This window comes from Rhodococcoides sp. S146-33, from assembly GCF_059489205.1.
This window is the reverse complement of record NZ_JCAJWY010000002.1, coordinates 1,248,124-1,274,287: the sequence shown is the minus strand read 5'-3', so window position 1 is coordinate 1,274,287 and position 26,164 is coordinate 1,248,124. Positions and strand designations below refer to the sequence as shown.

23 protein-coding genes are annotated in these 26,164 nt (G+C 65.7%); 2 read left to right on the top strand and 21 right to left on the bottom strand.

What is annotated here, in order from left to right; all coding sequences use genetic code 11:
- Positions 1 to 16: 16 nt before the first annotated feature.
- From ppc to rpe, 15 genes are all read right to left on the bottom strand, one after another.
- Positions 17 to 2,848: a phosphoenolpyruvate carboxylase gene (gene ppc, locus AC5WEY_RS14515; protein ID WP_495646353.1), complete on the bottom strand. Its 2,832-nt coding sequence runs from the start codon at positions 2,846 to 2,848 to the stop codon at positions 17 to 19.
- Between the two features lie 51 nt (positions 2,849 to 2,899).
- Positions 2,900 to 3,133, bottom strand: a complete 234-nt coding sequence (gene secG / locus AC5WEY_RS14510; RefSeq protein WP_057478684.1) for a preprotein translocase subunit SecG — start codon at positions 3,131 to 3,133, stop codon at positions 2,900 to 2,902.
- Positions 3,134 to 3,252: 119 nt separating this feature from the next.
- A complete protein-coding gene (tpiA, locus tag AC5WEY_RS14505) occupies positions 3,253 to 4,038 on the bottom strand; it encodes a triose-phosphate isomerase (RefSeq protein ID WP_495646352.1) in 786 nt (261 codons plus the stop codon).
- Between the two features lie 3 nt (positions 4,039 to 4,041).
- Entirely contained in the window at positions 4,042 to 5,253 is a 1,212-nt protein-coding gene (locus AC5WEY_RS14500) for a phosphoglycerate kinase (protein WP_495646351.1), read from the bottom strand.
- A gap of 5 nt (positions 5,254 to 5,258) precedes the next feature.
- Positions 5,259 to 6,278 (bottom strand): type I glyceraldehyde-3-phosphate dehydrogenase, encoded by a 1,020-nt coding sequence (gene gap, locus AC5WEY_RS14495; protein WP_032365753.1) that lies wholly within the window; start codon positions 6,276 to 6,278, stop codon positions 5,259 to 5,261.
- Positions 6,279 to 6,398: 120 nt separating this feature from the next.
- Positions 6,399 to 7,382 (bottom strand): DNA-binding protein WhiA, encoded by a 984-nt coding sequence (whiA, locus tag AC5WEY_RS14490; protein WP_032377822.1) that lies wholly within the window; start codon positions 7,380 to 7,382, stop codon positions 6,399 to 6,401.
- Complete coding sequence (locus AC5WEY_RS14485) at positions 7,373 to 8,398, bottom strand: gluconeogenesis factor YvcK family protein (protein WP_495646350.1); 1,026 nt, start codon at positions 8,396 to 8,398, stop codon at positions 7,373 to 7,375. The genes whiA and AC5WEY_RS14485 overlap by 10 nt, the downstream gene beginning before the upstream one ends.
- Positions 8,395 to 9,261, bottom strand: a complete 867-nt coding sequence (rapZ, locus tag AC5WEY_RS14480; protein WP_495646578.1) for an RNase adapter RapZ — start codon at positions 9,259 to 9,261, stop codon at positions 8,395 to 8,397. Before rapZ ends, AC5WEY_RS14485 begins: the two co-directional genes overlap by 4 nt.
- A gap of 83 nt (positions 9,262 to 9,344) precedes the next feature.
- Positions 9,345 to 11,435: an excinuclease ABC subunit UvrC gene (uvrC, locus tag AC5WEY_RS14475; protein WP_057478797.1), complete on the bottom strand. Its 2,091-nt coding sequence runs from the start codon at positions 11,433 to 11,435 to the stop codon at positions 9,345 to 9,347.
- A 72-nt stretch (positions 11,436 to 11,507) separates the two neighbouring features.
- Entirely contained in the window at positions 11,508 to 11,966 is a 459-nt protein-coding gene (locus tag AC5WEY_RS14470) for a PH domain-containing protein (RefSeq protein ID WP_495646577.1), read from the bottom strand.
- Between the two features lie 29 nt (positions 11,967 to 11,995).
- Entirely contained in the window at positions 11,996 to 12,493 is a 498-nt protein-coding gene (gene ribH / locus AC5WEY_RS14465; protein ID WP_495646349.1) for a 6,7-dimethyl-8-ribityllumazine synthase, read from the bottom strand.
- Positions 12,490 to 13,776, bottom strand: coding sequence for a bifunctional 3,4-dihydroxy-2-butanone-4-phosphate synthase/GTP cyclohydrolase II (locus tag AC5WEY_RS14460; RefSeq protein ID WP_495646348.1), 1,287 nt, complete (start codon positions 13,774 to 13,776; stop codon positions 12,490 to 12,492). Before AC5WEY_RS14460 ends, ribH begins: the two co-directional genes overlap by 4 nt.
- An 87-nt stretch (positions 13,777 to 13,863) precedes the next feature.
- Positions 13,864 to 14,475: a riboflavin synthase gene (locus AC5WEY_RS14455; RefSeq protein WP_495646347.1), complete on the bottom strand. Its 612-nt coding sequence runs from the start codon at positions 14,473 to 14,475 to the stop codon at positions 13,864 to 13,866.
- The gene (gene ribD / locus AC5WEY_RS14450) at positions 14,476 to 15,507 is read right to left on the bottom strand and encodes a bifunctional diaminohydroxyphosphoribosylaminopyrimidine deaminase/5-amino-6-(5-phosphoribosylamino)uracil reductase RibD (RefSeq protein WP_495646346.1); all 1,032 of its coding nucleotides are present in this window, start codon (positions 15,505 to 15,507) and stop codon (positions 14,476 to 14,478) included.
- Positions 15,508 to 15,529: 22 nt separating this feature from the next.
- Complete coding sequence (gene rpe, locus AC5WEY_RS14445) at positions 15,530 to 16,204, bottom strand: ribulose-phosphate 3-epimerase (protein ID WP_495646345.1); 675 nt, start codon at positions 16,202 to 16,204, stop codon at positions 15,530 to 15,532.
- Between the two features lie 35 nt (positions 16,205 to 16,239).
- Between rpe and AC5WEY_RS14440 the strand changes: the two genes are divergently transcribed.
- Positions 16,240 to 16,629, top strand: coding sequence for an MmcQ/YjbR family DNA-binding protein (locus AC5WEY_RS14440; protein ID WP_495646344.1), 390 nt, complete (start codon positions 16,240 to 16,242; stop codon positions 16,627 to 16,629).
- Positions 16,630 to 16,645: 16 nt separating this feature from the next.
- Here the strand turns inward: AC5WEY_RS14440 and AC5WEY_RS14435 are convergent, their stop codons facing one another.
- From AC5WEY_RS14435 to AC5WEY_RS14425, 3 genes are all read right to left on the bottom strand, one after another.
- Positions 16,646 to 18,115, bottom strand: coding sequence for an RsmB/NOP family class I SAM-dependent RNA methyltransferase (locus tag AC5WEY_RS14435; RefSeq protein WP_495646343.1), 1,470 nt, complete (start codon positions 18,113 to 18,115; stop codon positions 16,646 to 16,648).
- A complete protein-coding gene (gene fmt, locus AC5WEY_RS14430; protein WP_495646342.1) occupies positions 18,112 to 19,035 on the bottom strand; it encodes a methionyl-tRNA formyltransferase in 924 nt (307 codons plus the stop codon). Before fmt ends, AC5WEY_RS14435 begins: the two co-directional genes overlap by 4 nt.
- Positions 19,036 to 19,123: 88 nt before the next feature.
- A complete protein-coding gene (locus AC5WEY_RS14425; protein ID WP_495646576.1) occupies positions 19,124 to 19,855 on the bottom strand; it encodes a PadR family transcriptional regulator in 732 nt (243 codons plus the stop codon).
- Positions 19,856 to 20,150: 295 nt separating this feature from the next.
- Here AC5WEY_RS14425 and AC5WEY_RS14420 point away from each other — a divergent pair, with 295 nt between their 5' ends.
- A complete protein-coding gene (locus tag AC5WEY_RS14420; protein ID WP_495646341.1) occupies positions 20,151 to 21,887 on the top strand; it encodes a diguanylate cyclase domain-containing protein in 1,737 nt (578 codons plus the stop codon).
- Here the strand turns inward: AC5WEY_RS14420 and AC5WEY_RS14415 are convergent.
- The 3 genes from AC5WEY_RS14415 to metK all read right to left on the bottom strand — a co-directional run bounded on the left by AC5WEY_RS14415 (position 21,800) and on the right by metK (position 26,065).
- Positions 21,800 to 22,654 (bottom strand): cyclase family protein, encoded by an 855-nt coding sequence (locus AC5WEY_RS14415; RefSeq protein ID WP_495646340.1) that lies wholly within the window; start codon positions 22,652 to 22,654, stop codon positions 21,800 to 21,802. The two genes, AC5WEY_RS14420 and AC5WEY_RS14415, sit on opposite strands and share 88 nt — an antisense overlap.
- Positions 22,655 to 22,734: 80 nt before the next feature.
- A complete protein-coding gene (locus AC5WEY_RS14410) occupies positions 22,735 to 24,702 on the bottom strand; it encodes a primosomal protein N' (protein WP_495646575.1) in 1,968 nt (655 codons plus the stop codon).
- 148 nt (positions 24,703 to 24,850) lie between these two features.
- Positions 24,851 to 26,065 (bottom strand): methionine adenosyltransferase, encoded by a 1,215-nt coding sequence (gene metK, locus AC5WEY_RS14405; protein WP_057478672.1) that lies wholly within the window; start codon positions 26,063 to 26,065, stop codon positions 24,851 to 24,853.
- Positions 26,066 to 26,164: the final 99 nt, after the last annotated feature.

Sequence of the window (26,164 nt, the reverse complement as noted above, 5' to 3'; positions counted from 1 at the left end):
CCGGTTCCTCCCGGGGCTAGCCGCTGTTACGCAGCGCCGTCGCGAGGCCGTTCATCGTCAGCAGGATGCCACGCTTGACCCGTTCGTCGTCGTCACCGTTGCGATAGCGGCGCAGCATCTCGACCTGCATCTGATTCAGTGGTTCCAGGTACGGGAATCGATTGTGCACAGAGCGCTCGAGCGACGGATTGTCTTCCAGCAGACGACTGTGGCCGGTGATCTTCAGATACATCCGCACCGTTCTGGCGTGTTCGACCTCGATCATGCCGAAGATCCTCGCGCGCAGGTCGGCGTCGGGCACCAACTCGGCGTACCGCGCGGCTATGCCCAGATCCGACTTGGCCATCACCTGGGCGAGGTTCGACAGAACGGTTTGGAAAAACGGCCACTTTCGATACAGGTCGGTCAGCACGGCGAGCTTCGTATCGTCGCCGCCGACCCACTCCTCGAGCGCAGAACCGGTGCCGTACCAGCCGGGCAACATCACTCGGCACTGACTCCACGACATCACCCATGGGATCGCGCGGAGGTCGTACACCGAGTTCGTGGGCTTGCGTGACGCAGGCCGGGATCCGATGTTCAGCTCACCGACCTCGGCAACCGGCGTGGAGGTGCGGAAGTACTCCACGAATCCGGGCTCCTCGTGCACCAGACGGCCGTATGCCGCGCGGGCCTTCGCGGCGAGGTCGTCCAGGATGTCGTATGCAGCTTCTGCGCCGTCCCCGAGACCTTCCACGTTCAGCAGAGTGGATTCGAGGGTTCCCGCAACCAGGGACTCGAGGTTGCGACGCGCCATGGACGGCTCTGCGTACTTCGCCGCGATGATCTCGCCCTGCTCGGTGAGTCGTAAGGATCCCTGCACCACACCGGGCGGCTGCGCCAGAATAGCGTCGTAGCTGGGACCACCACCGCGGCCGACCGTGCCGCCGCGGCCGTGGAAAAGCCGCAATCGGATTCCCGTCTTGCGCGAGGCTTCGAGTAGATCCAACTCGGCGCGATACAAGGCCCAGTTGGCTGCGAGATACCCACCGTCTTTGTTCGAGTCCGAATACCCGAGCATGACCTCCTGGTTCATTCCGCGCCCGGCCACCAGGGCGCGGTAGATGGGGACGTCGAGCGTGGCGAGCAACGTCGCGGCACCCTGCTGAAGATCCTCGATGGTCTCGAACAGCGGGACCACACCCACCGTGGACGTGGGCGACGCGCCGTCCGTGCCTGGGTCGAAGATGCCGGCTTCTTTGAGCAGCAAGGCAGCCTCGAGCATGTCACTGACCGACTGACACATGCTGATGATGTAGTTCTGGATCGTGTCGGGCCCCAGATGGTCGATGGCTTCCTTGGCGGCTCTGACGATGCCCAGTTCCTTGGTTGCGAGTTCACTGAGCTGCGCGTTGGGGCCGATAAGCGGGCGGCGAGTCGCGAGTTCCTGCGACAGCACCGAGACCCGCTCGTCCTCGTCGAGAGACGAGTAGTCAGGATGCACCCCGGCCCAGGCCAGCAGCTCGGCGACCACTTCTTCGTGCGTTTCGGAGTTCTGCCGCATATCGAGCGCCTGCAGATGGAATCCGAACGTCTCGACCGACTGCCTGAGCCGGAGCAAACGATCGTCGGCGATCAATCCGTCCCCGTCGGCTCGCAGCGCGCGATCGATGATGTCGAGGTCGTCGAGAATGTCCTGCGGACCGTCGTATTTCTCCGCCCCGAGATCGATGCCGGACACTGGAACCTCGTCGAGCACAGCACGAGCAGTGGCAGTCAGTCGAGCCCGGACGCCGACAATTGCCACCCGGTACGGCTCGTCTGCCCGACGGTCGTCCGGTTCCGCCGAGGCACCGGCCAGAGCTGTCAGCTCCTCGGTGACGTCCACCAGACGCGCAGACATCGACAATTCCTTCTCCAGCGCGACCAGTTCGTCGAGATAGTGCTCGAAGGCGACGTAGCCCGCCTGGTGGGTCGCGGTGTGCACCACATCCCCGGTGACGTTCGGGTTGCCGTCTCGATCGCCGCCGATCCATGATCCAGGGCGAAGGATGGGGCGGGGCAGCAGGTCGTCCTCGGGCCACCGCGCCCGCAGTGCTGCGCGCACATCGGCGTTGAGAGCCGGCATGACGTCGAACAGCGAGGACTCGAAGTAGCGAAGCCCTACTTCGATCTCATCCTGAATTCGCAAGCGCGACAACCGAATCAGAGCCGTCTCCCACAGGGTCAGCACTTGCCTGCGAATCTGCACGTCGATGACGGCCAATTCCTTGGTCGCGCTCGCAGCCTTGCTTTCGAGAGCTGCGGTGGCCACATCGCGCCGGCGCATCAGTTCGGTGATCTTCGACTGCACGTCGAAGATCGTCCGCCGACGTGTTTCGGTGGGGTGGGCAGTGATCACCGGAGCCACCAACGCGTCGGTCAACGCCGCGGCGACCTGCTCGCGCGTCGGAGCCGCCGCATCGATCTTCAGCCACGTGGCGTCGAGGCTGCTGTCCTGTGGCGGATCCTCGCGATCGAGGTGGATCGCGCGACGACGTTCGCGGTGCAGATCTTCCGCAAGATTGGCAAGCAGCGAGAAATGACTGAATGCTCGGATGAGCGGAACGGCCTGTGCCACTTCCACATCGGTGTAGCGTCCGACCGAGTCGTCACGCTCGATCTCGGATCTGCGTACCGCGAAGGATTCGACGCGTGCCGACTCGATCAGGTCGAAGACGTCCTCGCCCTCGTGTTCACGAACGATCTCACCCAGGATGCCACCGAGGTAGCGGATGTCCTCACGGAGAGGCTCGGTCAACTCGCGGCCCTGAGCTGTCGGCGGGACGAAGGCTGGGGAACCGACTGACTCGTAAGAGGATTCGCTCATCCCCCCAGTATCGTCGCTTCGTCACCAACTCGCACTCGGAGCCGAAGTGGATCAGGTGTACTTGATCTCCAGGCCGATTCCGAGGATGGCGATGAGCCAGATCAGGCCGGTGAACAGCGTCAGACGATCCAGGTTCTTCTCGACGACGGTGGAACCGGACAGGCTGGACTGCACTCCGCCACCGAACAGACTGGACAATCCGCCACCCTTGCCGCGATGCAGCAGGATCAGCAAGATCAACGCCAGACTGGTGATGACCAGCAGAATATCCAGAAACAGATCCATGTCCACCTCAAACTCGATTCGATGCCTTCAGCAGCCTACCTGGCCCCGAGAACGGCTTCGGACACCCCGCCGAAGCGAGGTGTCCGAGAACCGTTCGTTACAGCGTTGCCGAGGGCCGATCAGGGCAGGGGTCCACCTGCGGCGATAGCCGACAGCGTGGCGAATTCGTCCGCCTTGAGCGACGCTCCCCCGACCAGGGCACCGTCGACATCGGGCTGGCCGACGATCTCGCCGACGTTCTTCGCGTTGACCGAGCCGCCGTACAGCACGCGGACGCCCGCGGCGACCTTGTCCGAGGACAGCGCCTTCAGTTCCTCGCGAATTGCCCCGCACACTTCCTGCGCGTCCGATGCCGACGCAACTCGACCGGTGCCGATCGCCCACACCGGTTCGTAGGCGATGACGACATTCGAGATGTCCTCGGCCGACAGCCCGTCGAGTGACCCACGGAGCTGCGCGACGTTGTAGGCCACGTGCTCGCCCGCCTCGCGGATGTTCAGCCCCTCGCCGATGCAGACGATCGGGGTGAGGCCGTTCTTCAGCGCCGCCTTCGTCTTGGCCAGGACAACGGCGTCGTCCTCGCTGTGCAGCGTGCGTCGCTCCGAGTGACCGACGACGACGAAGGTGCACCCCAGCTTGGCCAGCATCGATCCGCTGATCTCGCCGGTGAAGGCACCCTTGTCCTCGGACGAGACATCCTGTGCACCGTAAGTGAGCAACAGTTTGTCGCCCTCGACCAGCGTCTGCACGCTACGAATGTCGGTGAACGGCGGGATCACCGTCACGTCGACCTTGTCGAAGTACTTCTCGGGCAACGAGAAAGCGATCTTCTGCACCAGCGAGATGGCCTCGAGGTGATTGAGGTTCATCTTCCAGTTGCCCGCGATGAGCGGCTTACGTGCCATGCGTTACGCCTCCAGGACGGATAGGCCGGGGAGCTGCTTGCCTTCGAGGTATTCGAGGGATGCACCGCCGCCGGTGGAGATGTGCGAGAAGCCGTCGTCGGGCAACCCGAGGGTGCGCACCGCCGCCGCGGAGTCGCCGCCGCCGACGACGCTGAACGCGCCCTTCTCGGTGGCTCCGATGATCGCTTCTGCGATGCCCTTGGTGCCGGCCGAGAACTTGTCGAACTCGAACACCCCTGCCGGTCCGTTCCAGAAGACGGTCTTGGCATTCGAGAGGACGACGGCGAAACGACTGACCGAGTCAGGTCCGATGTCCAAGCCCATCCAGCCGTCCGGAATCTCGGAGGCCTTCACGGTCTTCGCCTCGGCATCCGCCGCGAACTTGTCTCCCACGACGATGTCGACGGGAAGGTGGATCACGTCACCGAAGCGCTCGAGCAAATCCTTGCAGACTCCGATCTGGTCCTCCTGAAGCAGCGAGTTTCCGACCGAATAACCCTGTGCCGCAAGGAAAGTAAAGGCCATTCCGCCGCCGATCACCAAGGTGTCGACCTTGGGAGCCAACGCCTCGATGACACCGAGCTTGTCCGAGACCTTGGAGCCGCCGAGCACCACCGCGTACGGACGTGCCGCATCCTCGGTGAGCTTGGCCAGCACCTCGACCTCGGCAGCGACGAGGGTGCCCGCGTAATGCGGCAGCAACTGCGCCACGTCGTAGACCGACGCCTGCTTACGGTGCACGACGCCGAATCCGTCGGAGACGAATGCCGCGTCGTCGCCGGCCAGCGCTACGAGCTCACGAGCCAGAGCAACTCGCTCGGACTCGTCCTTGCTGGTCTCGCGCGGATCGAAACGAATGTTCTCGAGCAGCAACACGTCGCCGTCGGTCAGACCCTCGGCGCGAGCCTCGGCGTCCTGACCCACCACGTCGCCCGCGAGCTGAACGTGGCGACCCAGCAGCTCGCCGAGCTTCGCGGCGACGGGTGCCAGGCTGTACTTCGCGTCGGGCTTGCCGTCCGGACGCCCGAGGTGGGCGGTGACGATGACCTTTGCACCCGCCTCGACCAGCGCTCGAAGTGTCGGGATCGACGCCTGGATACGGCCGGGATCGGTGATCGTGCCGTCCTCGAGCGGAACATTGAAGTCCGATCGCACGAGGACGCCACGGCCTTCGACACCGGCATCGAGCAGATCCTGCAGTGTCTTGACAGCCATCGGTGTCAGAGGGACTTGCCGACGAGACCGATGAGGTCGGCGAGGCGGTTGGAGTAGCCCCACTCGTTGTCGTACCAGGAGACGATCTTGACCTGATCGTCGATGACCTTCGTCAGCGGCGCGTCGAAGATCGACGAGTGCGGGTCGGTCACGATGTCCGAGGACACGATCGGATCGGTGTTGTACTTCAGGATGCCCTTCAGCGGGCCTTCGGCTGCTGCCTTCATCGCGGCGTTGATGTCGTCCGCGCTGGCCTTCTTCTTCAGCAGAGCGGTCAGGTCGGTGACCGAGCCGGTGGGGATCGGCACCCGAAGTGCGTAGCCGTCGAGCTTGCCGAGCAGCTGCGGGAGAACCAGGCCGATGGCCTTGGCTGCACCGGTACCGGTGGGTACGACGTTCAGCGCTGCCGCGCGGGCGCGACGCAGGTCGCTGTGCGGGCCGTCCTGCAGGTTCTGATCCTGCGTGTACGCGTGGATGGTGGTCATCAGGCCTGAGACGATGCCGAACTCGTCGTCGAGAACCTTGGCGATGGGGCCGAGGCAGTTGGTGGTGCACGACGCGTTCGAGATGATGTTCTGGCTGCCGTCGTACTTGTCGTCGTTCACGCCCATCACGATGGTGATGTCCTCACCCTTGGCGGGCGCGGAGATGATGACCTTCTTGGCACCGGCGTCGATGTGGCCCTGGGCCTTGGCAGCGTCGGTGAAGATGCCGGTGGACTCGACGACGACGTCGACGCCCAGGTCACCCCACGGAAGTGCGGACGGGCCTTCGCGCAGCGACAGCGCCTTGATCTTCTGGCCGCCGACGACGATGGTGTCTTCGCCCTCGAGCGAGACATCGTGCGGCAAGCGGCCCAGGATCGAGTCGTACTTGAGCAGGTGTGCGAGCGATGCGTTGTCGGTCAGGTCGTTGACAGCAACGATTTCGATGTCGGTGGTACCGAGCGCCTTCTGCGCGTCGACTGCCCTGAAGAAGTTACGCCCGATGCGGCCGAAGCCGTTGACGCCTACCCGGATCGTCACTGTTCGCTCCTAAAAGTTGTGAAAACAGATGTCTGATTGTGCCTGCGTGCGGGGTGCCACACGCGGTTCCTACCCTAGTGTGCGCGCAGGCAGAGCGCGCGCATCACTCGATCGGAGTGGTCACGCCTCGTCGAGCAACTCCGCGGTGACTGCAGACTCGGTGTCCGGAATTCCGGTTTCCTTCGCCTTGCGGTCGGCCATGGACAGCAGGCGCCGGATTCGACCCGCCACCGCATCCTTCGTCATCGGCGGGTCGGCCAGTTGCCCGAGTTCTTCCAGTGACGCCTGGCGATGCTGAACTCGGAGCGAACCCGCGGCAGCGAGATGATCCGGCACGTCCTCGCCGAGGATGTTCAGCGCTCGCTCGACCCGCGCTGCGGCGGCAACGGCCGCTCGAGCCGAGCGTCGGAGGTTTGCGTCGTCGAAATTCGCGAGTCGGTTGGCCGTGGCCCTCACCTCGCGCCGCATTCGACGTTCTTCCCAGACGAGCCTGGTGTCCTGTGCTCCCATCCGGGTGAGAAGCGCGCCGATGGCCTCGCCGTCGCGCACGACCACTCGATCGGTTCCGCGAACCTCTCGGGCCTTGGCGGCGACGCCGAGTCGGCGGGCCGCTCCGACGAGCGCCAAGGCGGCTTCCGGCCCTGGGCAGCTGATCTCGAGCGCCGAGGATCGGCCCGGTTCGGTGAGCGAGCCGTGTGCGAGGAACGCACCACGCCACGCTGCTTCGGAGTCCCCCACCGTGCCGCCGACCACCTGCGCGGGTAGTCCACGAACCGGGCGCCCACGCAGATCCAACAAACCGGTCTGGCGAGCCAGAGCCTCCCCGTCCTTGGCCACTCGGACCACATAACGCGAGGTCTTGCGCAGCCCGCCGGCACCGAGCATGTGCACGTCCGAGGAGTAGCCGTACAGCTCGAAGATCTCGCGACGCAGCCGCCTGGCAATGGACCCGAGATCCACCTCCGCCTCGACCACGACCCGACCGGCCACGATGTGCAATCCACCGGCGAATCGCAGGAGCGCGGACACCTCGGCCTTGCGGCAACTGACCTGACTGACGGTGAGCCTGCTCAGCTCGTCCTTGACCTCCGCTGTCATGGCCACGAAGTGATCCCCTCTCTGCGTGCAGCAGTCGGTGCAGTGCCGCCGGTGGGCGTCACGATGGAACCGAGAGCTGCAGCAAGCTTTCCGTAATGATGTGCGTGAGTGCCGTTTTCGGCAACATCGACGTAAACGACCTCAGCACCGAGCCGGGCTGCTGCCCGCGCTACGTGTTCGCGATTGCTGCCCTCCGGGACCGAGGCGGAATCGACCAACACGTAGTCGATTCCCAAATCAGGTGCGTGTTGGGAGAGTACGTGGACATGGCGCTCGGCGGAGAATCCGGTGGTCTCCCCCAGCTCCGGTGCCAGGTTCAACACGAGCACCTTCGGCGCGGAAGTACGGGCCAGCGCGGCGAGCTGATCCGGCACCAGCACGTGTGGAATGACACTCGAGAACCAGGACCCGGGACCGAGCACCACCAGGTCGGCTTGCTCGATCGCCGCGAGGGCATCCGCCGACGCCGGCGGGTCGGGTGGCAGCAACCGCACTCGCCGAACCTTGCCGGGGGTGGTCGCCACCGCCACCTGTCCACGGATGACGCGGCTGACCCGCGGGTCGTCCTCGAGGCCCGAGACGTCCGCTTCTATGTCGAGTGCGATGGGCGACATCGGAAGCACTCGCCCGTCGATTCCGAGCATCCGCACCATCTCGTCGAGCGCAGCGATCGGGTCTCCCAATACTTCGGTGAGGCCGGCGAGGATGAGGTTGCCCACCGAGTGTCCGGCCAACGCACCCGTACCCCCGAACCGATGCTGCAGAACATCGGTCCACAGCTGCGTTCGCTCGTCGGAGCGAGCCAGCGCAGCCAGTGCCATGCGCAGATCTCCCGGCGGGATGACTCCGAGCTCGGCCCGCAGGCGCCCCGACGATCCTCCGTCGTCGGCAACAGTGACGATGGCGGTGACGTCGTGGCCGAGCAGCCTGGCCGCGGAGAGGGTTGCGTACAGACCGTGACCGCCGCCGAGGGCAACGATCTTCGGACCCGGCCCCTGCGTTGCGGTGCCGACCTCGCTCATTCGCGACCCAGATCGCGATGCAGTACGCGCACGGACACATCACCCTGCTCGGCGAGAATTCCAGCGAGCGCTTCGGTCATCGCCACACTTCGATGCTTACCTCCGGTGCAGCCCACGGCTACCGTCATGTACCTCTTGCCTTCCCGCACATATCCTTCGATCGTCAGATTCAACAGGTGCGTGTACGTCTGCAGATAGTCGCGGGCTCCGTCCTGCCCCAAGACGTAATCGCGTACGTCCGCGTCCTGTCCTGTGTGCTCGCGGAGCTCGGGCACCCAATGTGGATTGGGCAGAAAGCGGACGTCGCAGACCAGGTCGGCGTCCATCGGCAGGCCGTACTTGAATCCGAACGACTGCACTGTGACGCCGACGCCGCTGGTGTTCGCATCACCGAACACCGTCTCGATCTTGCGTCGCAGCTGATGAACCGACAGCGATGTGGTGTCCACGGTCAGATCGGCCGCAGCTTTGACCTGCGCGAGCCGCAACCGTTCTGCGGTGATGCCCTCGGTCAGCGTTCCGTCCTGACCGTCGTTCTGCAACGGATGACTGCGCCGGTTGGACTCGAATCTGCGAATGAGCACGGCGTCGGACGCGTCCAGGAACAGCACGCGGTTGCGCACTCCCTTGGAGTCGAGCTCTTGGACGACCCAGCCCAGATCCCCGGTGAACAGTCGGCTTCGGACATCCATCACCAGCGCGAGTCGCTCGATGCGGGGCCGGGATTCCAGTCCGAGGTCGACCATCTTGGAGATGAGCTCGGGGGGCAGGTTGTCGGCGACGTACCACCCGAGGTCCTCGAGAATCTTGGCTGCAGTGCGCAACCCTGCACCGGAGACGCCGGTGACCAACGCCACCTCTATCCCATCGTGCCGCGATTCCGGCTCGGCAGGCGGCTCGAGCTGCTCGTCGGATGGCGGATGTCTCTGTGTCTGGTGTTCGCTCACTACGAAGCCTGTCCCGCCGATTCCACGCGCGGTGCGATCGCATGTTCCGTCGTGTTCTCGCCCGATGTCGTTTCAGTTGCGTTGCCATCATCGCCTACATCGGCGTCGTCCGCGTCCGAACCGAGCGCCGCCAGCACGGACTTCGCGGTGGTTTCCCCGATTCCCGGCACCTCGACGATCTCCGCGACCGTCGCACGCTTGAGGTTGGCGACCGAACCGAAGTGTGCGACCAGTGCCGTTCGCCGCGATTCGCCGAGTCCGCGGACCGAATCGAGGGCCGAGGCCGTCATTCGACGAGATCGCTTGCTGCGGTGGAACGTGATTGCAAATCGGTGTGCCTCGTCGCGAACTCGCTGCAGCAGGTAGAGGGACTCACTGGTTCGCGGCAGGATGACCGGATCCTCCTCGCCCGGCACCCAGACCTCCTCGAGCCGCTTGGCGAGACCGACCACTGCCACGTCGGTGACGCCCAGTTCGTCCAGCACCGCCGCGGCTGCGGCCACCTGAGGGGCACCACCGTCCACGACGAACAAGTTCGGTGGGTAGGCGAACTTTCGAGGCCTGCCAGTCTGGGGGTCGAGCGCTGCTTCCGGAGCCAGATCGCCTCCGCTCGCTTCGGTCGCCCCATCGGCGGAGTGTCGGAGGAATCGACGCCGAGTCACCTCGGCGATGCTGGCGACGTCATCGGAATGCCCGTCGCCTGCCGCTTCCTTGATCGCGTAGTGGCGGTAGTCGCTCTTGCGAGGCAGCCCGTCCTCGAAGACGACGAGAGATGCCACCACATCGGTTCCCTGGACGTGGGAGATGTCGATGCACTCGATGCGTAACGGTGCCGAATCCAGATCGAGAGCTTCCTGAATCCCTTGCAGCGCAGCAGATCTCGACGTGAAATCACCCGCTCGCTTCAGCTTGTGTTGCTGCAGGGCTTCCTTGGCATTGCGCTCGACGGTCTCGGCCAACGCTTTCTTGTCGCCGCGCTGAGGAACGCGCAGAGTCACGTTGGACCCCCGAAGCTCGCTGAGCCACGTCTGGACCTCGTCGGCATTGTCGGGCAGAACCGGCACCAGCACCTCGCGCGGAACTGCATTGGAGCCGCCGTCGTCGCCGCCCGGTGCCTGCGCAGTCAGCGCGGCCTGCTCGCCGTAGAACTGAGTGAGGAACTGCTCGACCAGTGCGGGCAGATCGGCCTCGTCCTGCCGCTCGATCACTTCACCCGCCTTCTCCACCACCCAGCCCCGTTGTCCTCGAACACGGCCACCGCGAACGTGGAATACCTGCACGGCAGCTTCGAGGGCGTCGGTAGCGAACGCGACGAGGTCGGCGTCGGTGCCGTCGCCGAGCACCACCGCCTGCTTCTCCAAGGCGCGACGCAGTGCACCGACGTCGTCGCGTAGACGCGCGGCGGTCTCGAAGTCCAAGTCCTCGGATGCCGCCTGCATCTTCTTCTCGAGCTGCCGCACGAGCTTGTCGGTCTTACCGGCCAGAAAGTCGCAGAAGTCCTCTACGGTGCGGCGGTGCTCCTCCGCGCTGACCCGGCCGACGCACGGCGCCGAGCACTTGTCGATATACCCCAGCAGGCAGGGTCTGCCGATCTGATTGTGCCGCTTGAACACTCCGGTCGAGCACGTGCGCGCAGGGAACACCCGCAGCAACAGATCGAGCGTCTCGCGAATGGCCCACGCGTGCGCGTACGGGCCGAAATAGCGCACGCCCTTGCGGCGAGGTCCGCGGTACACGAACAGACGTGGGTATTCCTCGTTCATCGTCACCGCGAGCATCGGATAGCTCTTGTCGTCGCGGTAGCGGACGTTGAATCGCGGATCGAATTCCTTGATCCAGTTGTACTCGAGCTGCAGCGCCTCCACCTCGGTGGTGACTACCGTCCATTCGACCGACGCCGCGGTGGTGACCATCTGGCGGGTGCGAGGATGCAACGAGGCGACGTCGGCGAAGTAGGAGTTGAGCCGACTGCGGAGGCTTTTGGCCTTACCCACGTAGACGACGCGGCCGTGGGGATCTCGAAATTTGTACACACCCGGCTCCACCGGGATAGTTCCGGTGGCCGGACGGTAAGTAGCGGGGTCGGACACGGCAACCACGTTAGCCGTCGGGTCCGACGTTCTCCGCATCCGCAGCTCAGGTGTGGTGGATGCCCTGCTACGTCAGTTCTGATCCACCGCGTCGGTCGGATCCGATGCGGCGGGTGCGTATTTGCGTTCGAGTGTCCGGAACTTCCGCACTGCGGCGACCGCGTGCTCACGATCGTTGGACTGGATGGCCATCACGTTGATGAACTCGTCGTCGGGGATGTCGACACGGGCCCACATCGCCCCGTCGGGGAAAGACAGTCCGCGCACCAGATCCCACTCGATCAGGCGCTCCGAGAGCAAATTACGTACCGCGACACCTGCGGGTCCGACGCGGATCCGTGGGCGAGTCAGCACCAGCGCCAGGCCGCCGAGCAGAACTCCGATTCCGGCCATCGCGAGTTGGTCGGCCGTCCGGAAGTACACCCCGGTCGGTGACACCCGAAGCAGGACTGCGACGGTCGAATGCGCCACGACGAGCAAGACTGCCGTCGCAATGGCATACCGAGCGGACTTGCGAGATTTCACCTGCATGTCCCACTGCTGGGTCGGTTCGCCGCCGGTCACGTGAACTCCTGGTTCGTCCAAGGTTGGCGCAGATGCTTCAGAGTCAACGCCGTATCGATCGCCGCTGCAGTCGCCTGTGCGCCCTTGTCTTCGAACGAGCCGGGCAGGCCGGCCCGATCGAGCGCCTGCTGCTCGTCATTGGTGGTGAGCACCCCGTTCGTGACCGGAGTGCCCTCGTCGAGCGATACTCGCGTCAAGCCGGCCGTGACGGCGTCGCACACGTACTCGAAATGCGGTGTACCGCCGCGGATGACAACGCCGAGGGCTACGACGGCATCGTGGTTGCGGGCGAGCGCCTGAGCGACGACGGGCAACTCGATGGCACCGGCCACGCGGATGACGGTGACGTCCTGTACTCCCGCCGACTCGGCTTTGCGCAGCGCTCCCGCGAGCAGTGCCTCGGAAATCGTTCGATGCCACTGGCCGGCCACAATCGCCAGCTTCAGATCGTTCGCACCGGCGAGCTGGAGGGTGGGTTCACCGTCGCCGCTCATGAGGTGACTCCGTTTTCGCCGGGAGTGGAGCCTGCGGAATGACCATTTTCGTACTCATCCAGACCGGTGAGGTCGTGGCCCATGCGGTCGCGTTTGGTGCGCAGGTACGTGAGGTTCTCGGCGTTGGCGCGCAACGGCATCGGCACTCGCTCGGTCACGTGCAGACCGTAGCCGTCGAGTCCCACTCGCTTGGCCGGATTGTTGGTGAGCAGACGCATCGACGACACACCGAGGTCGACGAGGATCTGGGCACCGATTCCGTAGTCGCGGGAGTCGGCGGGCAGGCCGAGCTGCAAGTTGGCGTCGACGGTGTCGGAGCCGGCGTCCTGCAACTGGTAGGCCTGCAATTTGTGCAGCAGTCCGATTCCACGGCCCTCGTGTCCGCGCATGTAGAGGACGATTCCGCGTTCCTCGGCGGCCACCATTTCGAGGGCGGCGTCCAGTTGCGGTCCGCAGTCACAGCGCAGCGAGCCGAATACGTCACCGGTGAGGCATTCCGAGTGGACGCGAACGAGCACGTCGTTGCCGTCACCGTCGGGCCCGGCGATGTCGCCGCGCACGAGGGCAACATGCTCGACCTCGTCGTAGATGCTCTGGTAGCCGACAGCCCGGAAGGTGCCGTGGCTGGTGGGGATTCGTGCGTCGGCGACGCGCACGACGTGCTTTTCGTGCTTGCGACGCCAGGCGATCAGGTCTGCGATCGAGATGAGCGCGAGATCGTGCTCGTCGGCGAACACGCGAAGTTCGTCGGTCTGGGCCATCGCGCCTTCGTCCTTCTGGCTGACGATTTCGCAGATGACGCCTGCGGGCCGCAGATCGGCCATCCGGGCCAGGTCGACGGCCGCCTCGGTGTGGCCGGGGCGACGCAAGACTCCGCCGTCCTTGGCGCGCAGCGGTACGACGTGGCCGGGGCGAGTGAAGTCGCCGGCCCCGGTGTCGGGATCGGCGAGGAGTCGCATCGTGGCTGCACGGTCGGAGGCCGAGATCCCGGTTCCGATTCCCTCGCGGGCGTCGACGGTCACCGTGTACGCGGTTCCGTGCTTGTCCTGGTTGGTGGCGAACATCGGCGGCAGACCGAGTCGGTCGCAATCCTCACCGGACAACGGAACACAGAGATAGCCGGAGGTGTAGCGAACCATGAAGGCGACCAACTCCGGGGTGGCCTTCTCGGCGGCGAAGATCAGATCGCCTTCGTTTTCGCGGTCCTCGTCATCGACGACCACCACGGCTTTGCCCGCAGCGATGTCCGCAACTGCGCGCTCGATACTGTCGAACCTGGTCACGAAAGTGCGCTCCATACGTCTCGGGCCTGGCTCAGCGCCCTTCGAATGTCTCCGATGCACCGTTACCTGCGTGCACTTCAACAGTACTTACTGTGCGTCGATCGACTGCAGCCGCTCCACGTACTTGGCGATCACGTCGACTTCGAGGTTGACCGGTGATCCGACCTCGGCCGTGCCGAGCGTGGTCAGATCGAGGGTGGTGGGTATCAGTGAAATCTCGAACCAGTGCGCACCGTCGTCGACACCGAGCCCGGACACGGTCAGCGAGACTCCGTCGACGGTGATCGAGCCCTTTTCCACGACGTAGCGCGCAACCGAGGTGGGCATGGTGATGCGCACGACGGTCCAGTTTTCCGAGGGTGAGCGACTCGCCACAGTTCCGGTTCCGTCGACGTGGCCCTGGACGAGATGCCCACCGAGCCTGCTGCCGAGTGCCGCGGCGCGTTCGAGGTTGACGCGGCTCCCGACGTCGAGGGCACCCAGGCTGGATCGGTTCAACGTCTCCTGCATGACATCGGCGGTGAAGCCGCCGTCCGGAAGTACATCCACGACGGTCAGACACACCCCGTTGACCGCGATGGAGTCCCCGTGGCCCGCATCGGAGGTCACCACCGGCCCGCGAACGGTGAAGCGAGCAGCGTCGGTCAGTTCGTCCTTGGCCACGATCTCGCCCAGCTCTTCGACGATTCCGGTGAACATCTAATTCGCTCCTTCGGGCACGACGCCGATCAGTATGTCGTTGCCGATCATGGTGACTGTCTCCGTGCGGAACCGAATTGCGTCGGCAATTGTTCCGATGCCCGTATTCTCCACCGCCGCGGGTCCGCTGCCCAACACGGCCGGGGCGACATAGGCCACGACGCGGTCGATCAACCCGGCAGCGAGGAATGCTCCGGCCAGCGTCGGACCGCCTTCGATCTGGACATCGGAGTGTTCGCCCAGAGCTTCGATCACCGCCGCCGGATCGTGTGTGTCGAGAAACACCGTGGGTGCCTCCGACCCACGAATCGCCGCGGCCGCCGGTATCGGCCGCGATCCGACGACGACGCGCACGGGCTGATGGGGCGCGAGGGACCCGTCGGGGCGACGGGCGGTCAGCCGCGGGTCGTCGGCCAGAACGGTTCCGGTTCCCACGACGATGGCGTCGAGCTTGGCCCGCTCGGCGTGCACGTGCGCCCGCGCCTCGGCACCGGTGATCCACTGACTCGTCCCATCGGCGGCGGCGCTGCGGCCGTCGAGAGTCGCGGCATATTTCCAGGTCACGTGCGGCCGCCCGGTGCGTTGCTTGTGCAGCCATGCCCGCAGCGGACCCTGTCGTACGTCGCGTTCGCCTATCCCCTGCTCGACGCGAATGCCCGCGCCGCGCAGGGTGTCTGCGCCGCCTGATGCGAGCGGGTTCGGATCGGCCACGGCGTACACGACTGCCGCGATGCCCGCCTCGATCAGCGCCTGTGAACACGGTCCGGTGCGACCGGTGTGGTTGCAGGGTTCGAGGGTCACTACGGCTGTGCCGCCGCGAGCTCGATCCCCGGCCTCGGCCAGGGCCACGATTTCGGCATGAGGTCCGCCGGGTGGACGCGTGGATCCGACTCCTACGACGGTTCCGCCTGCATCGAGGATCACGGCACCGACCGCAGGGTTCGGGGCACTGATACCCCGGGCGGACTCGGAGGCCTCGATGGCGAGGGCCATGGCGTCGACGATCGACACCGCCCTGCCTTCGACGCTCATACGACTGTGCCCGGGTCGTCCATCAGGCCAGGTGGTGCGATGCGTGGGCGGCCCGGGCGCGAAGATCGCGCACGGCGGCGGCAGGGTCGGCAGTGTCGTAGACGGCCGACCCTGCGACGAAGCAGTCGATACCGGCTTCGGCCGCTTGCTCGATCGTGTCGGAATTGATTCCGCCGTCGATCTCGACCACCAATCGCAGATCACCTGAATCGACAAGTGCCCGAACAGCTTTCGCTTTGGAGAGCACCTCGGGCATGAATGACTGTCCGCCGAAGCCGGGCTCCACGCTCATCACCAGCAGGGTGTCGAAGTCACGCAAGATCTCGAGGTACGGCTCGATGGGCGTGCCGGGCTTGACGGACAGACCGGCTTTTGCGCCCGCCGCGCGGATGTCACGTGCCACGGCGGACGGGTCGTCGGCCGCCTCGGCGTGAAAGGTCACGTTGTAGGCCCCGGCCTCGGCATAGGGAGGGGCCCAGCGCGCCGGATCCTCGATCATCAGGTGGCAGTCGAGGGGGATGTTTGTCGCTTTCAGCAGACTCTTGACGACCGGAAGACCGAGCGTGAGGTTGGGAACGAAGTGCGCGTCCATGACGTCGACGTGCAGCCAATCGGCTCCGGACACCGCCTCGGCTTCGGCGGCGAGCCGTGCGAAATCGGCGGACAGAATGGAGGGGGCAATCATCGGGGAAACCACGATTGACGAGCCTAGCCGAGCGGTATGGTGCGCCCATGGCCACCATCGACTCCGCCACGGCGATGATCGCCGAACTGCCCGAGGTCAGCGAGGGCGTCAGGTACGGGCATTCGGCATGGGCGGTCGGCAAGATCGTCTTCGCGTGGATCCGCCCGTTCAGCAAGGCCGACCTGAAACGGTTCGGCGACGAGACGCCGCCCACCGGACCGATCCTCGCCGTTCTGACTGCGGACCTGCACGAGAAGGAGGCCATCCTCGCCGCACATCCGCGGGCGTGCTTCACCATCTCTCACTTCGACGGCTTCGCCGCGGTGCTGGTCGACCTCGACAACACCGACGACGACGAACTTCGCGAACTCGTGATCGACGGGTGGCTCGTCCACGCCCCGAAGCACGTCGCCGAGACGTTCCTGGCCGGCGGCTGAATCCGCCGCCTCCCGGTCACATCGGTTTACGCAGCGCCGCCATGAACATCGCGTCCGTACCGTGCCGGTGCGGCCACAGTTGCACGGACGTACCGTCACCGAGTTTCGGCACTCCCGGGACGAGCTCGCGGGTGTCGAGCTGTTCGACGCCGAAGCGGCGGACCGCGTCGGCGACGACAGCGGTGGTTTCGGACAGGTGTGGCGAGCAGGTCGAATACAGCACTACCCCACCGGGACGAACCAGGTCGATCGCCGCTGCCAGCAACTCCTTCTGCAGCGTCACCAGGGCTGCGACGTCGGACGGCTGTCGTCGCCACCGCGCCTCGGGCCGACGGCGTAGAGCGCCGAGCCCGGTGCACGGCGCGTCCACGAGTACGCGGTCGTAGCCACCGTCGAGTTCGGACTGCCTGCCGTCGACGGTATGCACCGTCACCGGAAGGTCCTTGGTCGTCTTGGACACCAGATCGGCGCGGTGCGGTGTGGGCTCGACGGCATCGACTGTGGCACCGTCGATCTCGGCGATGGCACCGATCAGGGCGGCTTTACCTCCCGGGCCGGCACAGAGGTCCAGCCATCGACCACCGTCCACACCGATCAGCGGCGCGAGGGTGAGCGCCCGTCCGACGAGTTGACTGCCCTCGTCCTGAACTCCGGCCAGCCCGTCCCGGACGGCGTCGATCTTGCCGGGATCGCCGCCGTCGAGGTGCACGGCGTACGGCGAATAAGGTCCTTCCTCTCCCCCGGTGATCAACGCCAGTTCTTCTGCCGAGATCTCTCCGGGCCGCGCGACGAGGTGAACCGAGGGCCGTGCGTCGTCGGCTTCGAGTACGGCGGCGAGTTCACCGGCGTCGGCACCCAGCGCGTCGGCGAAGGCCTGTGCGATCCACTTGGGATGTGCGTACTCGAAGGCGAGGTGGCCGACCGGATCCTTCGCTGCGGGGGGTGCCAGTTCGTCGACCCACTGCGCAGCCGTCCGTTCGGACACGCGCCGCAGCACTGCATTGACGAAACCTGCTTTGCCGGTGCCGAATTCGGACCTGGCCAGATCCACCGACGTGGCGACGGCCGCGTGCGGTGCCACCCGAGTCCGAAGCAACTGGTAGGAGCCGAGCCGCAGAATGTCGAGCAGAGGCCCGTCTATTTCCGCAGCAGGCCGCCCGGCCGCGTGGGCGATCACCGCGTCGAGCACCCCACGCGCGCGGGATGCGCCGTAGGCGAGTTCGGTGGCCAGCGCAGCATCGCGCGAGTCCAGCTTCCGCTCTCGGAGCAGGCCGGGCAGCACCAGGTTGGCGTAGGCATCGCGCTCGCGGACCGCCTTGAGTACGTCCCTGGCCGCGCGGCGTGCAGGGTCGATCGCATCGACTGCGCGGGGTCCCGCGCCCTGCGGAGGCCGATTTCCTTTGGGACCACGAGCTCCTGGCGACTTCTTCACGAACTTCCGCGGCTGACCGGACTCGCGCTTGCGGGGCTTGTCGGGGTCTGTCATCGCGCTACCGCCGTATCGTCCAGCCGAGCGCCGCGCGCCCAGTCGAGTGCCTTCATGACCTTCTTGCCCTGGGGCTGAATATCGCCGAGAACAATTGCGGCCGTGCCTGTTCCGATGTGCACACCGGATTTGCGTACCTCGATCGCGCCGGGAGGCAGCGTGTCGGGCACCAGCTCTACGGGGGCGATCTTGACGCGGAGTTCGCCGATCGTCGTCCACGCGCCCGGAGCCGGGGTGACCGACCTGATGTGCCGATCGATGTAGGCGGCGGATCGATTCCAGTCGATGCGCGCCGAGTCGACGGTGACCTTGCTCGCGTACGAAACACCGTCGTCGGATTGGGTATGGGCGCTCGCGGTTCCGTCCTCGATCGCGTCGAGGGTTGCGGTCAGCAGTTCGGCTCCGCTCGATGCGAGTCGGGCGAGCAGGTCACCCGTGGTGTCGGCCGAACGAATTCTCTCGGTGACGACGCCGAGCACCGGTCCGGTATCCATTCCCGCGTCGAGCAGAAAGGTGGAGGCGCCGGTGATCTCGTCACCTGCGGCGATGGCGGCCTGCACGGGCGCGGCACCGCGCCATGCGGGCAACAGCGAGAAGTGCAGGTTGATCCAGCCGAAACGAGGAATGTCGAGCACCGGCTGAGGCAGCAGCGCACCGTATGCCACAACCGGGCAGACGTCGGGTGCGAGGTCGATCAGCTGCGACACGAAATCCGGGTCCGACGGCTTCGCCGGCGTGAACACCGGAATGCGGTGCTCGTCGGCCAGCAGACCGACCGGGGATCGGACGGTCTTTCGCCCTCGCCCGGATGCGGCGTCGGGCCGGGTCACCACGGCGATCACCTCGTGGCGTTCGGACTCCAGCAACCTCTGCAGCGATGAGACTGCGGGGTCCGGTGTTCCGGCAAAGACGACGCGCACTGTAGGCAACTCCCTGGGATGGACGAAACGATCTCGGGTGTCCATCCTAGGGAGTGCCGAGCGCTGCGGACGATTCCGCACCCAGCGTTCATGTCGCGTCGGGAACGTCGACCGCCTCGTCCGACTCGGCGTCGTCGGGGCCGTCCTCCGCGAGGATGCGGTACATGGACTTGCGCGCCTCGACGAGGATGTCGGCGGCCTGTTCGACCTGCCGGGACGTGCCGACTCCGGCCACCTGGCCTGCTGCTCCCATCAACTGTCCGATGAGCGCCCGAAGATCTCGCGCGTCGAAACCGACCGAGTCGGCAACGTCGTCCCACGGACTGCCCAGGTCCTCGCGATGCTGCTCGATGTGCGATCGCCCCTCATCGGTCAGAGCTGCCGTCTTGCGTCCGGCCACCTTGTCGATGAGAACCAGACCCTCGTCCTCGAGCTGAGACAGAGCCGGATAGATCGAGCCGGGGCTCGGCTTCCAGGTGCCGTTGCTCTTGTCGGCGATCTGTTGGATGAGCTCGTATCCGTGCATCGGACGCTCCTCGAGCAGCAGCAGGATTGCCGCGCGCACGTCTCCGCGTCGGCCTCGCCCTCCTCTGCCCCGGCCTCGGCCGAAATCTGCATTCGGTCCGAAACCACCAGCCCCGAAACCGCCTGCCCCGAAACCGGGCCGCATGCCCTCGCGGCCGCGTCCAAACCCACCTCCTGCACCGCGCCTGCCGCGTTCACCGTGCCCCCTCTTTCCGCGCCCTCGATGGCCGCCCTCGTCCACCGGGACGTCATCGTCGGTCTGGGCAACCCACATCTGAAACGGTGCGCCGCGCATGTGCGCGCGTCCGCCTCCACTGCCTGCGAACGGCCCCATCCGGGGGCCTCCGCGGCGTCCGAATTCGTGTGCGAATCCTTCGAATGCGTAGTTCATGTCGTTCTCCTCTGTATCGTTTGTCATTTCGACGATATATCGGCAATACAGTTTCCGCAAGTGCCGAGTCCGAATACTGCTTTCGACTCCGATGAGCGCATGGCCAACAGCCACCTCTCGGTAAGATGAATCAGCCGGCCCGAGCCACCGATCACAGCGACCGGCGTGTCGGCACCCGCTCACGAACGAGGGAGGCCGCATGGCCGGATCAGCGGGGCGACGGGTTCTCGTCGTGCTCGGCTGCGTTCTCGCTGTCGTCCTCCTGGTCGGATCCGGCGTCCTCGGCCACCGCATCTCGGTGCTGATCGACGACGTCGCACAGCTCGCAGGCGGAATCGCCGCGACGGTCGTCTGCGGCCGGACTGCCAGGAGTCGGACGGGTTCCGAACGCCAGTGGCGCGTGCTGATGGCCGCGGGAATGGCATGCTGGAGCGCAGGCATGGCGGTATGGGCCTTCTACCGATCCGTGCTCGACATGCCACTGCCGACCGCATCGGTCGCAGACCTCGGGTTCTTCCTCTTCCCTGTCTTCGCCGTTCCCGCTCTGTTCGCCTTCGTGGGAGTGTCGCCCCGACGAGCGGCCGCAGGTGCCCGCCATATCTGGCTCATGTCGCTGCTCGACGGTGCCGTCGTCGTGGGATCACTCTTCGTTCTGTCATGGGCCACTGTGCTCGGTGCGGTCGTGCACTCGTCGGAGTCCGAACCCATCGAGTTCCTGGTGGCCGTCATGTACCCCATCACCGATCTGGTTCTCGTCGCCATGATCGTGCTGCTCATCGTGATTCCGACCATCGCGGCTCGGTACAGGTCACAGCTCACCCTGCTCGGTGCAGGGATCCTGATGCTGGCGATCTCGGACAGCATCTACGCGTACCTGGTCGCAATCGGGGCAGAATTCATGCCCGTCCTCACCGACGGGGGATTCATCGCCGGCACCGCGCTCATCGCTCTCGCGGCCGCCACACCCAGAACCCTCGACGACCGCCCGTCGACATCCGGCCCTGTGACGTACGGCCCGTCGGCATACGGCCGAGAGCCCGTTGCGCTTACGTCCACAGCCAGCGTCGCCGGCGAACGAACGCAGATGCTGCTGCCCTACGCGCTCATGGGGGCCATCGGCGTCGTGTTGGCAGTTCTGCATGTGCTGACCGGCACCCTCGACTCGACGGTCATCGTGCTCGGGGTTGCGGTGGTGCTGCTCTCGCTCGTGCGACAGGTGATCACCTTGATACAGAACGACAATCTGCTGCGCAGTTTGACTCTGGCCCGAGACGAGCTGACCTACCGTGCGCACCACGACGGTTTGACCGGACTGCTCAATCGATCGTCGTTCGACGAACATCTGCGCGCGGCAGTGAACGACGCCCGGGCGGGCCGGCAGAGCGCAGTCCTGCTTCTGATCGACCTGGACAACTTCAAGAGCGTGAACGACCGATTCGGCCACGGCGGCGGCGACGAATTGCTGATCGAACTTGCACGTCGACTGAACACGTGTGTCGGGGAGGGAGTGGTGGCGCGTTTCGGCGGTGACGAGTTCACCGCCCTGGTGTACGCAGACCTCGACACCGGCCACGCCACCGCGGTACGCATCGCCGAAGCGATGCAGACTCCCCATGACATCGACGGGCATCCGGTCTCGGTCGGAGCGTGCGTCGGTGTCGTGGAGATAGGCCGGGCAACCGAGGCCGATGCCGATGCCGACCACACCGCACCACGAACCACCGATATCGACGAGGACGAGCTGATGCGGCTCGCCGATCGCGCGATGTATCGGGCCAAGCGTGAGGGCAAGGCCAGGGTCTACGCCTACGACATCATGGGCGCGCTCAGCGCGGTACCGATCGACACCTATCGGGACAATTTAGGAACCAGGCCGAATATTGTTGCAGGAGAACCAGATCCGGCTCGGTTGATGGGGCCGCCGACCAGAACATAGGCGCCTGTGGCCGGGATGGACTCCAAATTCGTCAGGTTCTCCAAGCTGATCCGTCGCCGATCGTAGAGCTTGACCGACACCGGGTAGGTCTCGTCGTTGCCCAGATCGGGTCCGAAGGTATCGGTGCCGAGTGCGCCGCGATCCGCCAGCTTGCCCGTGTCGATCAACCACTGCGCCGCCTCCGCAGAGAACCCGGGTTGATGTGTCACACCGTCCGCGTCCGCATTGGCGTACGCGTCTGTGCCCCAACGCGACGACCATCCGGTCCAGGCGATCACGGCCGCCCCCGTCGGAATGACGCCGTGTCGAGCCTCCCAGTTCTGCAGATCTGCGACTGTGACGGCATAGTCTGCGTCGGCCGCTGCCTGCTGCCGGATATCGATCTTCACCACGGGCAGAAACAGATCTTCCGGATCGAGCTGGTCGGCGGTCAGTCCACCCTCCTGAAAGTGCGCGGGTGCCCCCCAGTGCGTGCCGGTGTGTTCGCCCTCCTTGACGTACTGGAGGTAGAACCCGTCCTCGGCGACTGTGAATGCCGTGTCGAGTGAGAACTCGGGATCACCGGGAAAGATCGGGGTGAGCGCTGGATCGTTGACATGGGAGAGAGACACGATCCCGAGCATGCGGTCCAACGGAACGGCAGGCCCGGCAGGCTGCGCCGAGCCGGTACCGGGCAGGGCGTCGGCGGTGGCGGGCGTAACCAACCGTGCCCCCATCAGCACTGCCACACCTGTTGTCACTCGGCGAAAGAGCTGCCTTCTCTTCATATCCCCCACTCCACCTCTCGTCGGCACCCCGTGCGCCTCCCCGACGCAACCCTAGGCCCTGCCGAACCCCGAAGGCAGCGTCAACCGATCCGAATCGGATCTATCTGGACCCGCACTCCCGCGCCCAGTTTCTTGGCACTGCGAGATGCCTGCGCAGCGGACAACGCCCGAGCCAGCGCCGCCCCGGTACTGCGGGGCACGCGTATCAGCAGCCGCTGCACATCACCGGAAAGCCCGTCCTCTCCACTGCTCGCCGGCGGGCGTTGACCGTCCGGTAGATCGACCGGCCCCAGCACTTCCACGGCCTCGGGTAGGTCTGCACTCTCGACCAGCGCCGTGATCGCCTCGGTGGTGCCGTCTATCGCTGCAACGTGGACGGCCGGCGGAAAACGCACCTCCACACGCTCGTCCAGCTGACTCCTCGCGTGCCACAGAGGATCCCAGCGAACCAGAGCTTGCACAGTAGGGATCTCCGATTCGGCCACGACGACCACACGGCCACCGTCGGAACCCGGTCGCACCATGGCGGCGGCCGTCATCCACCGACGTAGGGTCTCCTCTGCGGCACGCAGATCTGCCCGGCCGAGCAATGCCCAGCCGTCGAGCAGCAACGCCGCGCCGTAGCCACCCTCGACCGTCGGCTCGGCACCGACCGTGGACACTACGAGTCCGGCACCGGGACGGACCGAGTCGAGTACTGTCGCACCTCCGGAATTGTGTACCGGCACACCCGGAAAGGCCCGACCCAATTCCTCGGCAGTTCGGCCCGCCCCGATCACGACCGCACGGAGATTCCGCGATCCGCAGACCGTGCATCGATGTGCAGCGTCGGCAATTCCGCACCACGAACACGTCGGACTGCTCGCACCGTCACTGCCTGCGGTCGAGGGAAGGGCCAGCGGGCCGTTGCATCGACGACACCGCGCCGGATTCCGGCACTTCGCGCATGCCAGTGACGGCACATAACCGCCACGTGGAACCTGAACCAGCACAGGTGCATCGGCCTTCAACGCCGCCCGGGCAGCCTCGAAGGCAATCGCCGGTAAACGGGCCACGCGAGCCGCCGGATCCCGCGCCAGAGCATGGTCCGAATCGGCAAGCGCAACCACGTGAGGTTGGCGCTCACGGACCAGCTCACGCGGAGCGACCAGGTCGTGGGCCCAGCCCGAGTCGACGAGCGCTTCGGCCTCCGCCGTGCGCGAGTGTCCACCGATCACCACAGCCGTCCCGGACACGTGGGCGCGGAGCAATGCCACCTCGCGCGCGTGTGGATACGGGGACCGAGGCTCGGCGAAACTGTCGTCACCGTCGTCCCAGATCGCGATCATGCCGAGTGTCGACACCGGAGCGAAGACGGCACTCCGCGTTCCGACGACGACGACCGATCTCGATCGCAGACACCTCAGCCACTGCCGATACCGCTTGGCCGGACCGAGTCCGGCCGACAATGCCACAACATGTTCGGCCCCGAGCAACGCCGTGCACGCCGCTTCCACGCGATCGAGATCGCGCTGATCGGGCACCACGACCACCGCAGACCTACCGCCTGCCACCGTCACGGCCGCAGCCTCGGCCAGACGAATCGACCATTGTTCGCCGGGGAGCGCCTGCCACACCGCGCGCGGAAGACGGCCGGACGCCAGGGCGTCGAGGAAGTTCGGACCGTGGGTGTATGCGGACCACGCCACGCGGTCGACGGCAGGCTCGTTCGGAGGATCGAAGACGGATGTCGCTTCCGCCTCGACCCGCGCGTGGCGTGCCGGTACCGCCAGACGCAGCACGTCCGCCCGCGTTCCGGCGTAGCGATCGGCTACGGCCTCGGCGAGCTCGGCGATCTCGGGTGTCAGGACCCGCTCCGCGGACACCACGCGATCGAGCCATCCGAGCTTGCCTTCGTGGTCGGTCTCGGCCAGCCTGGCCAGCACGAAACCGTCGACCAGACGGCCTGCGAACCGCACCCGGACGCGAACGCCGGGTTGCGCATCCTCACCGAGCTCCTCGGGAACGAGGTAGTCGAACTCTCGGTCGAGATGCGGCAGCGGCAACATCGGGAGAATCCGCGCGATCGGCAGATTCGACGCTGCCACCCGTGCTACGCCCGCCACTGCACCTCCCTCCTCGATTCTCACCCCACACTCGATGTCGGAGCACCGAGCCGGTGCGAGCAGGGTACGTGCAGGGCGGCCGAAGCCGAACTCAGAGCCCGGCAGCCTCGCGGAGCTTGCCCGCGCGATCGGTGGATTCCCACGGAAGATCGATGTCCGTACGGCCGAAGTGGCCGTATGCGGCCGTCTGCGCGTAGATCGGGCGGAGCAGATCCAGATCGCGGATGATGGCCCCGGGGCGGAGGTCGAACACCTCGCTGATCGCCGCCTGAATACGAGCGGGATCGGTCTTCTCCGTGCCGAATGTCTCGACGAACAACCCGACGGGGGCGGCCTTGCCGATGGCGTAGGCCACCTGTACCTCGATGCGATCGGCGAGCCCGGCAGCGACCGCGTTCTTGGCGACCCACCGCATTGCGTAGGCGGCGCTGCGATCGACCTTCGACGGGTCCTTTCCGGAGAAGGCTCCGCCGCCGTGCCGCGCCATGCCCCCGTAGGTGTCGACGATGATCTTGCGTCCGGTCAGGCCGGCGTCACCCATCGGGCCACCCAGCACGAATTTTCCGGTGGGGTTGACCAGCAGACGCACGTCGGAGGTGTCCAGCGTCGGCACGTCCAATTCTGCGAGTACCGATCCCAGCACCTTTTCCCGGATATCAGGAGTGAGCAGGTTGTCGAGATCGATGTCGGCCGCATGCTGAGTCGAGATGACCACGGTGTCGAGGCGAACGGCGTTGTCACCGTCGTATTCGATCGTTACCTGAGTCTTGCCGTCCGGACGCAGGTACGGCAGCACCCCACTCTTGCGAACCTCGGTCAACCGCCGAGAAAGCCGGTGCGCCAACGCGATAGGCAACGGCATCAGCTCGGGAGTGTCGGTGTTGGCGTAGCCGAACATCAACCCCTGATCTCCCGCGCCCTGACGATCGATCTCGTCGTCGGACAGTCCTTCGACTCGCGCCTCGTGCGAATGATCGACTCCCTGAGCAATTTCGGGAGACTGCGCGCCGATGGCAACGTTCACGCCGCACGAATTTCCGTCGAACCCCTTGGCCGACGAGTCGTACCCGATCTCGAGCACCTTCTCGCGCACGATCTTGGGGATGTCGGCGTATGCGGTGGTATTGACCTCGCCAGCGACGTGCACCTGACCGGTGGTGACCAATGTCTCGACGGCCACACGAGAACGCGGATCCTCCGTCAGCAGAGCATCGAGAATCGAATCGCTGATGGCGTCGCAGATCTTGTCTGGATGACCCTCTGTGACTGACTCGCTGGTGAAAAGCCGACTACCGGACTTGCTCACGGACTTCCTCTCGACGCATGTTCCTGCCCGACCCGACGCCTGGCGCCGGTCGGGCACTACACGAAAATTGACGTTCCCTCGGTGTTATCGCCCCTGCCG